Here is a 14,543-nt window from a genome sequence, read left to right as displayed (position 1 = left end):
ATGACTATGACTGCGCACACCCGGGAAACGACATCCACGAGCCACGTCTCGGCCAAAACAGCCCAGGACAAAGCCGGAACCTTGATCGAGGCCTTGCCCTGGATCCAGCGCTTTGCCGGCACCACCATGGTGATCAAATACGGTGGCAACGCGATGGTTAATGACGACCTTCGACGTGCTTTCGCTGAGGACATCGTGTTCCTCCATCACGTGGGCATCCACCCCGTGGTGGTACACGGCGGCGGCCCCCAGATCAACTCCATGCTGGGCCGCCTCGGCATCGAATCCGAGTTCAAGGGCGGTCTCCGCGTCACCACCCCCGAGGCCATGGACGTCGTCCGCATGGTCCTCACGGGCCAGGTAGGACGGGAACTCGTCGGCCTCATCAACTCCCATGGCCCCTACGCTGTTGGCATGTCCGGTGAGGATGGCGGGCTGTTGCGCGCCATTCGGACCGGCACGTTTGTTGACGGCGAAGAAGTGGATCTTGGCCTGGTGGGCGAAGTGGTGGGTGTGGATCCTGCCGGGATCAAGGACATCCTCGACGCCGGTCGCATTCCCGTGATCTCGACTGTCGCGCCTGAAATTCTCGACGACGGCAACGGCTCCGGTCCCACGACCGGCCAGGTCCTTAACGTCAACGCCGATACCGCAGCTGCCGCTGTAGCGTCTGCCTTGGGCGCTACCAAGCTCGTCATCCTGACCGACGTAGAGGGGCTCTACGCCAATTGGCCGGACAAGTCATCGCTGATCTCCTCGCTGACGGCCTCCGAACTCCGTGAAATGCTGCCTCGCCTCGAATCCGGGATGATCCCCAAGATGGCAGCCTGCCTGAAAGCAATCGACGAAGGCGTGGAGCGCGCACACATCGTGGACGGCCGGCTCCCGCACTCCATGCTGCTGGAAACCTTCACCACGGCAGGCATCGGCACGCAAGTAGTACCAGACGAGGAAGTGAACGCATGAGCGAAGTTGTTGGCATCGATCCGACCGGCGATGGAACCCCCGCCCGCTTCGCGGTGCCCGACCACACCCGGGGTCCCATCGCCGGATCGGATGCCAAAGCTTCCGTCATGACTGGGGTGAGCAATGGTGCTGACTGGCTTGCCCGCTATTCGTCCTCGCTCATGGGCGTTTTCGGAACCCCGCAACGGGTACTGGTCCGCGGCGCCGGTTGCCTGGTGTGGGACGCCGATGGCAAGGAATACCTGGACCTCCTGGGCGGCATTGCCGTGAACGCTTTGGGCCACGCCCACCCGTTTGTCACCTCGGTGATTTCCAGCCAGCTCGCCACTCTGGGCCATGTCTCCAACTTCTTCACCAGCCCCACGCAGATCGCACTGGCTGAGAAGCTGCTGGCCATCAGCAAGGCACCTGCCGGTTCCAAGGTGTTCTTCGCCAACTCCGGCACTGAGGCCAACGAGGCTGCGTTTAAACTGGCCCGCAGGAACAACCCGGACGGCAAGCGCACCAAGATCATCGCCCTCGAAGGCGCCTTCCACGGCCGCACCATGGGCGCCTTGGCGCTCACGGCCAAAAAGGCTTACCGTGCTCCGTTCGAACCACTGCCCGGTGGCGTGGTCCACATCCCGTTCGGTGACATCGAGGCCCTGCGTGCCGCCGTCGACGATTCCACCGCAGCTGTCTTCCTGGAACCCATCCAGGGCGAAGCGGGCGTCCGGCCGTTGAGTACCGAGTACCTGCAAGCTGCCCGCGAGGCCACCACCGCGGCTGGTGCGTTGTTGATCCTCGATGAGGTCCAGACCGGCATCGGCCGCACCGGCAAATGGCTGGCGAGCGAAGACGCGGGAATCGTGCCCGACGCCGTCACACTGGCCAAAGGCCTCGGCGGCGGCTTCCCGGTAGGTGCCTTGATCACCTTCGGACGTACGACGTCGGCCCTGCTCTCCGCCGGGCAGCACGGCACCACTTTCGGTGGAAACCCGGTGGCCACGGCTGCCGCCCTGGCGACGCTGCACGCGATCGAAAGCCAAGGTGTGTTGCAGAACGTGCTGACTGTCGGAACGCATCTGCGGGACGGACTGGCCGGCGTCGAGGGTGTCACCGAAGTACGCGGTGAAGGCCTCCTGATCGGCTTCGACCTTGAGGCGGACATCGCAGCCGCCATGGTGACGGCGGCCTTGGATGCCGGCTTCATCGTCAACAGCCCCGGGCCCCGGACTATCCGCTTGGCTCCTCCGCTGATTCTGACCATCGAGCAGGCGGACCGTTTCCTGGGCGCCCTGCCCACGCTGATCGCTACGGCTACGGCCCACACCGCTAAGGACGCACAGTGAGCACTTCCACCACCCGTCACTTCCTCAAGGACACGGACCTGAGCCCGGCTGAGCAGGCCGAAGTTCTGGATCTCGCCATCCGGATGAAAGCCGCGCCGTACAGCGTGCAGCCTTTCGCCGCCGAAGGGAACGGCCGCAAAACCGTCGCCGTGATCTTCGACAAGACCTCCACTCGAACGCGCGTGTCGTTCGCTACTGGCATTGCGGACATGGGCGGCAACGCGCTCATCATTAATCCGGGTGAGGCGCAGATCGGCCACAAGGAGTCCGTAGAGGACACAGCGAAAGTCCTTGAGCGCATGGTGTCCACCATCGTGTGGCGGACAGGTGCCCACTCGGGCCTGGTGGCCATGGCGGAGAACTCCGAGGTCCCCGTGATCAACGCATTGTGCGATGACTACCACCCGTGCCAGCTCCTCGCTGACCTCCTTGCCGTCAAGGAGCACAAGGGTGAGCTTGCAGGATTGTCCATGGCGTACCTGGGGGATGCGGCCAACAACATGGCCAACTCGTACCTGCTTGCCGGCGTCACTGCCGGAATGCACGTCCGGATCTCCGGCCCCGAGGGATATCTCCCGGCCGCGGAAATCGTTGCTGCCGCGGAAGAACGGGCCGCTGAGACCGGCGGTTCTGTGCTGATTACCAGCGACGCCGCAGAGGCGCTTAAAGGCGCTGACGTCGTGGCCACGGACACCTGGGTCTCCATGGGACAGGAAGCCGAGAAGGAGGCCCGGATGCTGCTGTTCCGGGAATACTCGGTGGATGAGGCCGCCATGGCGCAAGCCGCGCCGGACGCCGTCGTGCTTCACTGCCTGCCGGCTTACCGCGGCTACGAGATTTCCGCCGGTGTCATTGACGGCCCCCAGTCGATTGTCTGGGACGAGGCGGAAAACCGTCTCCACGCCCAGAAGGCGCTGATGGCGTGGTTGATGCATCGCTCGGGGCTGGCCTTCGTGGACGGACTTTCGCCCGTTGAAGGTACAGGGGAGAGCACGTTCTAGTGTCCACCAATCCGTCCGTGCCGGGTGCCAGCCCGGCCACCAAGACCGCCCGCCAGGCCCGTATCACCGCGATCCTGACGGGCGAGTCCGTGCGTTCCCAAGCAGAGCTTGCAGCCCTGCTGGCGGACGACGGCGTTCAGGTCACCCAAGCCACACTGTCCCGTGACCTTGTGGAGCTTGGCGCGGTGAGGGTTCGTGGCAAGGAAGGCGCACTGGTCTATGCCGTGCCGGGTGAAGGCGGGGACCGCAATGCGAAAAGCGGTGTCACCCAGGAAATCCTTGACGCGCGCCTGTCACGTTTGTGCGGGGAACTTCTGGTGACAGCGGAGGCCTCGGGCAACATCGTGGTGCTGCGGACTCCGCCGGGAGCCGCCAACTTCCTGGCCCTTGCCGTTGACCACTCGGTGATGCCGTCCGTATTGGGTACGATCGCAGGCGACGACACTTTGCTGTTGGTCGCCCGCGATCCTGACGGCGGGGCTGAACTGGCAGCCAGATTCCTGCGCATGGCCGAGGAAGCCGGACCCGGCAACTAACTGCATTTCAGCAGCATCGATTTACACAGCATTGATTCACATGAACCAAGTAACAACAAAGGAGCACTCTCGTGACTGAGCGCATTGTTTTGGCCTACTCCGGTGGCCTTGATACGTCCGTAGCCATCGGCTGGATCGGTGAAGCCACCGGCGCCGAGGTCATCGCTGTGGCCGTCGATGTTGGACAGGGTGGCGAGTCCCTGGAGACCATCCGCCAGCGCGCCCTCGGCTGCGGCGCCGTCGAAGCCTACGTGGCCGACGCCCGCGATGAGTTCGCCAACGAGTACGCCATGCCCACCCTGAAGGCCAACGCCCTCTACCAGGGCCACTACCCGTTGGTTTCGGCCATCTCGCGCCCGGTCATCGTGAAGCACCTCGTGAAGGCTGCCCGCGAATTCGGCGCCACCACGGTTGCCCACGGCTGCACCGGCAAGGGTAACGACCAGGTCCGCTTCGAAGTTGGCATCCAGACCCTCGGCCCGGACCTGAAGTGCATCGCACCGGTCCGCGACCTCGCCCTGACCCGCGACAAGGCCATCGCCTTCGCCGAGGAAAAGGGACTGCCGATCGAGACCACCAAGAAGAACCCGTACTCGATCGACCAGAACGTCTGGGGACGCGCTGTCGAAACCGGTTACCTCGAGGACATCTGGAACGCTCCCACCAAGGACATCTACGACTACACCGCCACCCCGGAATTCCCGCCGGCACCGGATGAGGTCACCATCTCCTTCCAGGCCGGTGTTCCGGTAGCCATCGACGGCGTGAAGGTCACCCCGCTGCAGGCCATCCAGGAACTGAACCGCCGTGCAGGCGCTCAGGGCGTTGGCCGCATCGACGTCGTCGAGGACCGCCTTGTGGGCATCAAGTCCCGCGAAATCTACGAGGCCCCGGGTGCCATGGCGCTGATCACCGCGCACAAGCACCTCGAGGACATCACCATCGAGCGCGAGCAGGCCCGCTTCAAGGCCACGGTTGGCCAGCGCTGGTCCGAGCTGGTTTACGACGGACAGTGGTTCTCCCCGCTGAAGCGCTCCCTGGATGCCTTCATCGAAGACACCCAGCAGTACGTTTCCGGTGACATCCGCATGGTTCTCCACGGTGGCCAGGCAATCGTCAACGGTCGTCGCTCCGAGACCTCGCTCTACGACTTCGACCTCGCCACCTACGACACCGGCGACACTTTCGACCAGTCCATGGCACGTGGCTTCATCGAGCTGTGGGGCATGTCCTCCAAGGTTGCCTCGGGCCGCGACCTCCGCGTCGCAGGGCAGTAATGACGTCCGCAACAAACGAGGGTGCACTGTGGGGCGGCCGGTTCGCCGGCGGCCCGGCAGATGCGCTGGCTGCTCTGAGCAAGTCCACCCACTTTGACTGGCGGCTTGCCCGCTACGACATCGCCGGTTCCAAGGCCCACGCCCGCGTGTTGGCCAAGGCCGGTCTCTTGGACGACGTCGAGCTCGAAGGCATGCTCGCCGCCCTCACCCAGCTGGATGAGGACGTCGCCAGCGGCGCCTACCTCCCGGCTGAGAGCGACGAGGACGTGCACGGGTCACTGGAACGCGGGCTGATTGAGCGTGCCGGTACCCAGCTGGGCGGCAAGCTCCGGGCCGGACGTTCCCGCAATGACCAGGTGGCCACGCTGGGCCGCATGTTCCTGCGCGACCACGCCCGGATCGTCGCCAGCGGTGTCCTAGCCACCATTGATGCCCTCGTTGAGCAGGCCAAGGCCCACCACGGCGTCGCCATGCCCGGCCGGACACACTTGCAACATGCACAGCCGGTCCTGCTGAGCCACCACCTTCTGGCGCATGCCTGGGCTTTGCTTCGCGACGTTCAGCGTCTCCAGGACTGGGACAAGCGTGCTGGTGTTTCACCCTATGGTTCGGGTGCGTTGGCTGGTTCGTCCCTCGGCCTGGACCCTGAGGCTGTTGCCGCTGATCTGGGCTTCTTCTCTGCCGTCCACAACTCCATCGACGGCACCGCGTCCCGCGATGTCTTCGCTGAGTTCGCCTGGGTCTGTTCCATGATTGGCGTGGATCTGTCCCGGATTTCAGAGGAAGTCATCTTCTGGGCAACCAAGGAGTTCTCCTTCGTCACGCTGCATGATTCATACTCCACGGGGTCCTCGATCATGCCGCAGAAGAAGAACCCGGACGTCGCCGAGCTGGCCCGCGGCAAGGCAGGACGCCTCATCGGCAATCTGACCGGTTTGCTGGCCACGCTCAAGGGCTTGCCACTCGCGTACAACCGCGATCTGCAGGAGGACAAGGAACCGGTCTTCGATGCTGCCGACACCTTGGAGCTGCTGCTCCCGGCTGTGTCCGGAATGATCGCCACGCTCACGTTCAACACCGAGCGCATGGAGTCCCTGGCCCCTCAAGGTTTCGCCTTGGCCACGGACATCGCGGAATGGCTTGTCCGTCAGGGCGTTCCCTTCCGTGAGGCGCACGAGCTTTCCGGTGCTGCCGTTAAGCAGGCCGAAAGCCGTGGCGTGGAACTGTGGGACCTGACGGACGAGGAATACGCGGCAATCTCTGAGCACCTGACTCCCGAGGTACGCAGCGTACTGAGCACCGAAGGTTCGCTCAACAGCCGCAATTCGCAGGGCGGGACGGCACCAGCCGCCGTCGAACGCCAGCTGGCGGCCCTGGAAGCGGAACTGGACGCAGTACGTTCCTACGCCAGTTAGAACGACAGCCGGGGCGGTACATCGCAGCAATGCCTTCGGGCAGAGCATCGCGAGGTGCCGCCCCGCTGTGCGTTAACATGGCGCTATGACTCAGATCACCCCTGGGGCGCTGCCCGCAGAGCTTCACAAAGCCGCTGACACCGTCACACGCCTGCTCTCCAAGCTGGAGGAATCATCCGTCGCCGAACCGTCGGAACTTCCAGGCTGGACCCGTGGCCACGTCCTTGCCCACCTTGCCGGTATTTCCAACGCCATGGCCCGGCAACTGGAGTACGCACGCCGCGGCGAAACCGTGGAACTGTACGACGGCGGTATGGACGGCCGAACGAAGGCGATCGAACTTGCCGCCGGGCACAGCCTCGCGCAGCATACGGAGTCGGTCAAAACTGCGGTCGGGTCCGCCATCGCCGCCTTTGACGCCTTGGGTCCGGACGATTGGCAAGCCCACATCGCCTACAGGGACGGAATAGTCTTCGACGGCGGGCTGGCACTGTGGCGCGAACTCACCATCCACGCATCGGACCTGCGATTGGGCTTCGGACCGGAGACGTGGAGCCGGCCGTTCTGCGAGCACCTCATCAGTTTCCTGGCCGCGCGTGTGCCGCGGACCTACAAACTGGTCCTGCAGCCCACAGGCCTTCCACAACTGAGCATTGGCAGCGGCGGCACGTCCATTGCGATTACGGGCATGCTCACGGACATTGCTGCGTGGCTCGCGGGCCGTGAGCCGAGTCTCGGGAGCCTCCGCGCAACCGCAGCCGCCGACGGCGTCGAACTGCCCGAGCTTCTTCCGTGGCCGGCCGCCCAGCCGGCAGCCCGCTAACACCCCGGACCCTCTCTCACCTAATTGCTTGTTGGTGCGAACGCTCTCTCACCTAATTGCTTGTTGGTGCCGACCCTCTCTCACCTTTTTGCTTGTTGGTGCCGACCCTCTCTCACCGAATTGCTTGTTGGTGCGAACGCTCTCTCACTCGCCGGTGTCGCACGACGGCACGACGTCGGCACCCGGCGGCGGTGGGCACGCCAACTCGTTGCGGGAGGGTTGGCCCGCTACGGGTTCTTGGGTTTTGCCGCTGCCCGCCACAGGTGCATCGTGGCGTAAGAGCGCCACGGGCTGACTTCCCGGAAGTCGGCACTGAGTCCTGCCCTGGCGGGCAGAGTCTTCACGCCGTTCCGCACAGCGGCATCGTTGGCCAGGAAGACATCGGGGGAGCCGAGCACCCGCATGGCGACGTACCCTACCGTCCAGGGACCCACTCCGGGCAAGGGGAGCAGCTTGCGTTCAAGGCTGGGAAGGTCGTCGCCATAGCCGAACTCCAGTTCCCCCGTAGCCATTGCCTCAGCTGCGGACACGATCGAGTCGATGCGGCGCTGGGGCCCTCGGAGCAGGGCCCGGCCATTCTGGGCGAGTTCCGCTGGTGTCGGAAACATCCGGTTCAGCCCAAGGGCAGTCGCGTCGGCGGGGGCGCCGGCCGCTGACAATTGGGTCAGGGCGGTCCGTGCCGCGGCCACGGTGATTTGCTGACCGATCATGGCCCGGATGAGCAGTTCCTGGGGGTCGACGGCTCCCGGCACTCGAATGCCAGCAATCACGGTGACGCTGTCCTTGAGGCGGGGGTCCGCTGCCAGTGCGGTGTCGATCGCCTGCGGGTCCGCGTCGAGGTCGAACAATCTCCGCGCCCGGCTCAACAACGCAGGGAGATCGTGCAGGTCCACGGCCGTGGCTGTGAGTTGCAGTGGCCTGCCGGGGGCCGTGGGATTGAACGCAACGGAGAAGGAAGCGTTGCCGCGCGGGAGTCGCAGGGTTCGTGCATAGGTTCTGGTTCCGTCCGCAGAGGTGCTGGCCACTTCGATGCCGGGTACGGCACGAACGCCCAGGAAGTCGAAGATGCCGGGGTCGAACGGTTCTCTATAAGGCAAGTTCAGTGTCAGTGTGGCGGGCGCTTCCATCGACACCGCCCCCTCCCGGCCCCGGCGCTGGCTGGACTTTGCCCCTGTGGCCCGCAACGCCGTCGGGGTCATCGCGAACACCTCCCCGATGGTCTCGTTGAACTGCCGAACGCTGTTGAACCCGGACGCGAACGCGACGTCGGCAAGCAACATGGTGGTGGAGACAAGCAGTGTCCTGGCGGTCTGCGCCCTGCTTGCCCGCGCGAGGGACAGAGGACCGGCGCCCAGTTCATGGCTGAGAATGCGGTTGAGCTGACGTGCGGAGTAGCCCAGGCGATGCGCCAGCCCATCAACTCCTTCTCGGGTGATGACGCCGTCGTTGATCAGCCGCATGGCGCGGCCGGCGATGTCCGAGCGGATGTTCCAGGCAGGCGTTCCCGGAACGGCCTCGGGCAAACATCGTTTGCAGGCGCGATAGCCGGCATCGTGCGCAGCGGCAGAAGTTTCGTAAAAGGTGACGTTCTCAGCCTTGGGCGTCCGCGCCGGGCACGACGGCCGGCAGTAGATGCCGGTGGAGCTCACGGCCGTGAAGAATTGACCGTCAAACCGTGTGTCGCGAGCGTCGATCGCCCTGTAGCGCTGCCAGAAGTCCATGGCTTCATCCTGCCAGCCGTCCGAGGGCGTTTGCTAGCGGAAATCGGACATGGCCGTTACCGTGTTTTGCTAGGGTCTGGGGATGAGTTCGTCTACGGAGAGCAGCGTAACTGAGCCGAAAGAAGTGAGTCGTTTCCTCAACGGCGACGCCCGCCTCATCGCCCCGCTTTTCCTTGGCGCTGTGCTGACCCATCATTCGGAGGCGGGGCCAGTCTCGGTCAGGCTCACGGAGGTGGAGGCCTATATGGGACCCCGGGATTCCGAACATCCCGATCCTGGTTCGCATACTTTTGGCGGCCCCACGGCCCGCAACGCGCCCATGTTCGGCCCGCCGGGATTCCTGTACGTCTACTTCACGTACGGAATGCATTACTGCGCCAATATTGTGTGCGGGCCCCATGGCGCCCCCTCCGCGCTCCTCCTGCGCGCCGGCGAGATCGTGGAAGGCGAAGGGCTCGCCGGAATCCGCAGGCCAGCATCCAAATCGGCGAAGGATTTAGCCAGCGGACCAGCCAGGCTCGCCGCCGCACTGGGACTCACGACGGCGGACACTGGCCGAGACGCGCTCGCCGCACCGTTCAGTCTGTGGCTGCCTGCGACTCCGGCTGCCGCAGTGGCCAGCGGACCGCGGGTGGGGGTAGCGGGCCCGGGCGGCAGCACTGACTATCCATGGAGATTCTGGATCGAGGACGACCCCACGGTGTCCCGGTACAAGGCAGCCAGGCCAAGAAACCCACCGGCTGCTGGCTGACTTTCCACGTCGGCAGGAAGAACTTCGTGTGACGCAGTCCGGCTGATGACTTGTACCCCACGCGTTTACCAAAATCGCTGTAGAATGGTAGGTCTGTCTTTTGCGATAGGGGTTACGGTTCGATGCACGATGCTGATTTGGTCCACGAGCAGGAATATGTGGCTGGGCTGTACGCCCGGCTCGATGAGCTGCGCGCAGAAAAGCGCGCCCAGCTGGCGCAGGTGCGCAAGGCCGGCGCGGTGGGAACCATGCAGAACGTTTCCGAACGTGACGCTTTCGCGGCACTGTACGAAGACCGACTGGCCCAGCTCGACGCCGTCGACGACCGCTTGGTCTTCGGGCGCCTCGATCTTGATTCGGGGGAGGCCCAGTACATCGGCCGTATCGGTCTGTCCACCGCGGACCTTCAGCGGCTGATGGTCGACTGGCGCGCTCCCGAAGCCGGCCACTTCTATCAGGCAACCGCGTTCGACCGCCAAGGCGTGCGCCGCCGTCGTCACCTGATCCTGCAGGGACGTGACGTCAAAGCGATTGAGGACGACGTCCTCGATGCCGGGATGCTCGCGGACAATGATTCCCTGCAAGGCGAAGGCGCACTGCTGGCTGCGTTGAACTCCAAGCGCACCGGCCGCATGTCGGACATCGTGGGCACCATCCAGTCCGAGCAGGACCGGATCATTCGTTCCTCCATCTCGGGTGCCCTGGTAGTTCAGGGTGGTCCAGGCACGGGCAAGACCGCCGTGGCCCTGCACCGCGCGGCCTATTTGTTGTACACGCACCGCGAGCGGCTCAAGAGCGCCGGTGTTCTGCTCGTTGGGCCGTCGTCGTCCTTCATGCATTACATCGAACGAGTACTGCCCTCGCTCGGTGAGACCGGTGTAGTCATGGCCAGCCTCGGCCGCCTCATGCCCGGGATCCACGCCATTCCCGAGGAAGACGCCGATGTTGCCGCGCTCAAGGGCAAGTTGGACATGGCAACCGTAGTGGCAAACGCTGTAGCCAACCGGCAACGGACGCCTGCAGAAGACCGCATCCTCGAAGTTGATTCGCGGAAGCTGACACTGACGGTTCGCCAGGTTCGTCGTGCCAGGGAAAAAGCACGTGCCACCGGCAAGCCGCACAATGAAGCGCGGCTCACGTTCGTCAAGATCCTTTTGCGTGAGCTCACGGAGCAATTGACGGACCTTGTTGAAGAATCAAACATCGGCAACAACGCCGATCGCGCCTACCTCGCCGAGGACGTCCGGTCTGCCCGGGATGTCCGCATTGCGCTGAACCTGTGCTGGATGCCGATGACGCCTGAGAAACTCATTTCCGAGCTTTTCAGCAAGCCGGCCATCCTTGAGGCATGCACGCCGCATCTGACACCCGCCCAGCGTTCGCTGCTGCAGCGGCCCGTCGACGCACCCTGGACGGAGGCTGACGTTCCGCTGCTGGATGAGGCCGCCGAGCTGCTGGGCGAGCTCGATCCAGCCGCCGGCAGGGGATTGGCGCAGCAGGAAGCTGATCGTGCCCGCGACCTCGCCAACGCCAAGCAAACCCTGGCCAACATGGAAGCCATGGGCGTCGACGTCCTGGTGACGGCTGAAGAGCTCGCTGAACAGAACCAGGAACGGGAGGGGCGGCTCACCGCTGCCGAGCGCGCCACGAGCGACCGTTCGTGGGCTTTCGGCCACATCGTGGTTGATGAAGCCCAGGAACTGTCCCCCATGCAGTGGCGGCTGTTGGTGCGGCGTTGCCCGTTGAAGTCCTTCACCATCGTCGGGGACATCGCGCAAACGAGTGCAGCAGCAGGTGCCAATTCGTGGCAAAGCGCGCTGGCGCCGTCGTTCGGTGACCGCTGGACGCTGGAAGAACTCACCGTCAACTACCGCACGCCGTCGCAGATCGCGGAAGCCGCTGTCCGCATGGCCAACCGCGCAGGCCTCGTCGTCTCCGCACCCAAGGCTGTGCGCGAAGGCAAATGGTCGCCCATTGTGGACCACGTCGAGGCGGATGGCATCATCAAGCGCTTGGTTGAGGTCCTGCCGGAGGAAGTGGAAGCGATCGACGGTGGCCTGCTGGCTGTCATCGCCGACGGTCCTCTGCTGCCGCTTGCCACGGCTGCGCTGCGGGAGGTCTATGGACGACGTATTGGTTCGGGCGCCGGCAGCTACGAACAGGACATCGTTGTGATCAGCCCCAAGGAAGCCAAGGGACTGGAATTCGACGGCGTGGTGGTCTTGGAACCGGCAGTGATGCTGAACCACGAACACGGCAAGGTGGGCGACCTCTACGTTGCGATGACCAGGGCCACGCAGCGTCTGCGTCTCATTGCTGCGGCTCCGGTACCGGCCGGCATCGAGCGCTAGGAAAAACGGGACCTGCAATCCTGCTAACTTAGATCTCGTGTCACACGTAAACAACCTCGAGTCCCAGCACAACGATCCCGCCTTTGCCAACGTCTGGCAGGAGCTCAAATGGCGCGGCCTTGTCCACGTTTCCACTGATGAAACGGAACTGGAAAAGCTGCTCGCCGGGGACCCGATCACGTATTACTGTGGCTTCGATCCCACCGCTCCGTCACTGCACCTGGGCAACCTCGTGCAGTTGCTGGTCATGCGGCGCCTGCAGTTGGCCGGTCACAAGCCCCTCGGTTTGGTGGGTGGATCCACCGGCCTGATCGGCGACCCGCGCCCGACGGCGGAACGCACCTTGAACACCAAGGACACCGTTGCGGAGTGGGTTGGCTACCTGCAAGGCCAGGTGCGGCGCTTCCTCAGCTTCGAGGGCGACAACTCTGCACGCATGGTCAACAACCTGGACTGGACAGCGCCCCTGAGCGCCATCGACTTCCTGCGTGAAATCGGCAAGCACTTCCGTGTGGGCACCATGCTCCGCAAGGATGCCGTGGCTTCACGCCTGAGCTCGGATGAAGGCATCAGCTACACCGAGTTCAGCTACCAGATCCTGCAGGGCATGGACTACCTCCAGCTCTTCCGCGACTACGGTTGCGCCTTGCAGACCGGCGGATCAGATCAGTGGGGCAACCTCACCAGCGGAACCGAACTTATCCGCAAGGTGGAAGGCAAGAGCGTCCACGCCATGGGTACGCCGCTCATCACCAACTCTGACGGCACCAAGTTCGGCAAGAGCGAGGGCAACGCCATCTGGCTGGACCCGGAGATGTGCAGCCCGTACACCTTCTACCAGTTCTGGCTCAACACCGCTGATGCCGACGTCGTGAATCGGCTCAAGGTGTTCACTTTCCTTTCGCGTGCAGAGATTGAGGCACTCGGGGAAGCTGTGGCGGAACGTCCGTTTGCCCGCGAAGGCCAGAAGAAACTTGCGTTCGAAGTCACGTCCTTGGTGCACGGCGTAGATGCAACCGAGAAAGTCATCGCCGCCTCGGCTGCGCTTTTCGGTAACGGAGATCTCACCGTCCTGGACGAGCGCACGCTGGAAGCCGCTACTGCGGAACTTCCCTCGGCGACCGTCGGCGCCGACGGACTGGGGATCATTGACCTCCTGGTTGCCTCGGGTCTGTCGGACAGTAAGTCGGCAGCACGCCGGACCGTCGGCGAGGGTGGCGCCTACGTAAACAACACCAAGGTCTCCGATCCCGATGCTGTGGTTTCCCGCGACGAGCTGCTTCACGGCCGCTACTTGCTCCTGCGCCGCGGCAAGAAAAACTTGGCCACCATTGAGGTTTCTGCCTAGGAGTCCTCTGGTCATAATCCCGGAAAGGGCCGGCAACCGTCACGGTTGCCGGCCCTTCTGCGCTGACCCTGTCCGTGACTGGTGAGCGGGCGTTCCTGTGAAGTGGCGGGCCGCAGGCGCGTGGCCGCAGTCTCCGCCCTCGCCACATACTCCCGCATTGGCTTCCTTTCCCCGTCCTTCCCTTCCGACGCTCTCTCACCTTTTTGGGGTTTTCGGGGGATCCTCTCTCACGTTTTGGTCTTTTTTGGGCAACGCTCTCTCACTGTGGTGGGGGAGCGTTGTTGGTTTCCGGGGTTGGTGTTCGACGGCGGTTGGTGGGGTTGGCGGAGGTGGCGGGTTGGTGTTCGATGGCGGTTGGTGGGTTTGGTGTGAGGGGGCGGGTTGGGTGGGGGTTTGGGTGGTGTGATGGGGTTCACGGGGTTGGTGTTGGTGGTTTTGGGGTTGTTTTGGGGGGTTGTTTGCTTTGTTTGGCGTGTGTTTGCGGGGTTTTTGGGTGGTGTTGGGGTGGATTTGGTGTGGGGGTGGGGCGCGTGTAAAGTTATTCGAGTCGCCGCCGCTGATGCGGAAAGTTAGCGACAATCTCCCTTCAAATCGCCGGTTTCGGTAGTGCTTTTGTGTGCTGCGGTTGTGGTGTGGGAGGCCTGGTGCTGGTTTGCTTTGTGCGGCTGGTTCGGGTAAGTTTGAAAAGTTGCTCCGGAGCGATCTTGGACCCTTTGGTGGGTGTGGGTGGTGCCGGGTGTGTCTGTTGTTTGAGAACTCAATAGTGTGCCAAGTTTGTTGATACCGATTGTTTTTTGATTGGTTGAAATTATGGCCGGATTGTCGCGCACCCCCGTGTGTGGTGGTCTGGTTTTCAGCTGGTTTCGAATTTTGTGCAGCCGTGTTCGCCGTTATTTCCGGTGGGTGTGGTTGTGTCTGTTTGATTTGTTTTTTTCAACGGAGAGTTTGATCCTGGCTCAGGATGAACGCTGGCGGCGTGCTTAACACATGCAAGTCGAACGATGATGCCCAGCTTGCTGGGTG

General features: G+C 63.6%; 11 protein-coding genes and 1 rRNA gene. 11 read left to right on the top strand and 1 reads right to left on the bottom strand.

Annotated elements, in window-relative coordinates; translation table 11 throughout:
• Window positions 1-6: 6 nt before the first annotated feature.
• From argB to BLW08_RS20385, 7 genes are all read left to right on the top strand, one after another.
• Entirely contained in the window at window positions 7-966 is a 960-nt protein-coding gene (argB, locus tag BLW08_RS20415) for an acetylglutamate kinase (RefSeq protein WP_091327685.1), read from the top strand.
• A gap of 107 nt (window positions 967-1,073) precedes the next feature.
• Window positions 1,074-2,297 carry an acetylornithine transaminase gene (locus BLW08_RS20410; RefSeq protein ID WP_091327837.1) on the top strand — a complete coding sequence of 408 codons (1,224 nt, stop codon included), beginning with the start codon at window positions 1,074-1,076 and terminating at the stop codon, window positions 2,295-2,297.
• Window positions 2,294-3,298, top strand: a complete 1,005-nt coding sequence (argF, locus tag BLW08_RS20405; protein ID WP_091327682.1) for an ornithine carbamoyltransferase — start codon at window positions 2,294-2,296, stop codon at window positions 3,296-3,298. Before BLW08_RS20410 ends, argF begins: the two co-directional genes overlap by 4 nt.
• Window positions 3,298-3,834: an arginine repressor gene (locus BLW08_RS20400; RefSeq protein ID WP_090822559.1), complete on the top strand. Its 537-nt coding sequence runs from the start codon at window positions 3,298-3,300 to the stop codon at window positions 3,832-3,834. The genes argF and BLW08_RS20400 overlap by 1 nt, the downstream gene beginning before the upstream one ends.
• Before the next feature lie 71 nt (window positions 3,835-3,905).
• The gene (locus BLW08_RS20395; protein ID WP_026541618.1) at window positions 3,906-5,111 is read left to right on the top strand and encodes an argininosuccinate synthase; all 1,206 of its coding nucleotides are present in this window, start codon (window positions 3,906-3,908) and stop codon (window positions 5,109-5,111) included.
• Entirely contained in the window at window positions 5,111-6,526 is a 1,416-nt protein-coding gene (gene argH, locus BLW08_RS20390; RefSeq protein WP_091327679.1) for an argininosuccinate lyase, read from the top strand. The genes BLW08_RS20395 and argH overlap by 1 nt, the downstream gene beginning before the upstream one ends.
• Before the next feature lie 85 nt (window positions 6,527-6,611).
• Window positions 6,612-7,349 carry a maleylpyruvate isomerase family mycothiol-dependent enzyme gene (locus tag BLW08_RS20385; protein ID WP_091327676.1) on the top strand — a complete coding sequence of 246 codons (738 nt, stop codon included), beginning with the start codon at window positions 6,612-6,614 and terminating at the stop codon, window positions 7,347-7,349.
• A 227-nt stretch (window positions 7,350-7,576) separates the two neighbouring features.
• Here BLW08_RS20385 and BLW08_RS20380 read toward each other — a convergent pair whose 3' ends face one another.
• Window positions 7,577-9,070 carry a DNA-3-methyladenine glycosylase 2 family protein gene (locus tag BLW08_RS20380; RefSeq protein WP_090822565.1) on the bottom strand — a complete coding sequence of 498 codons (1,494 nt, stop codon included), beginning with the start codon at window positions 9,068-9,070 and terminating at the stop codon, window positions 7,577-7,579.
• Window positions 9,071-9,152: 82 nt separating this feature from the next.
• On the opposite strand from BLW08_RS20380, the gene BLW08_RS20375 reads away from it, so the two are divergent.
• The 4 genes from BLW08_RS20375 to BLW08_RS20360 all read left to right on the top strand — a co-directional run.
• Window positions 9,153-9,821: a DNA-3-methyladenine glycosylase gene (locus BLW08_RS20375; RefSeq protein WP_091327672.1), complete on the top strand. Its 669-nt coding sequence runs from the start codon at window positions 9,153-9,155 to the stop codon at window positions 9,819-9,821.
• Between the two features lie 122 nt (window positions 9,822-9,943).
• Window positions 9,944-12,172, top strand: a complete 2,229-nt coding sequence (locus BLW08_RS20370) for a helicase domain-containing protein (RefSeq protein ID WP_091327667.1) — start codon at window positions 9,944-9,946, stop codon at window positions 12,170-12,172.
• A gap of 37 nt (window positions 12,173-12,209) precedes the next feature.
• The gene (tyrS, locus tag BLW08_RS20365; protein ID WP_091327663.1) at window positions 12,210-13,520 is read left to right on the top strand and encodes a tyrosine--tRNA ligase; all 1,311 of its coding nucleotides are present in this window, start codon (window positions 12,210-12,212) and stop codon (window positions 13,518-13,520) included.
• 933 nt (window positions 13,521-14,453) lie between these two features.
• Window positions 14,454-14,543 (top strand): 16S ribosomal RNA (locus BLW08_RS20360); the annotation flags it as partial.

It is taken from the genome of Arthrobacter sp. cf158 (assembly GCF_900106835.1).
Taxonomy (GTDB): domain Bacteria; phylum Actinomycetota; class Actinomycetes; order Actinomycetales; family Micrococcaceae; genus Arthrobacter.
The sequence above is the reverse complement of the archived record's forward strand: the minus strand, read 5'-3'. Positions and strand labels throughout refer to the sequence as shown.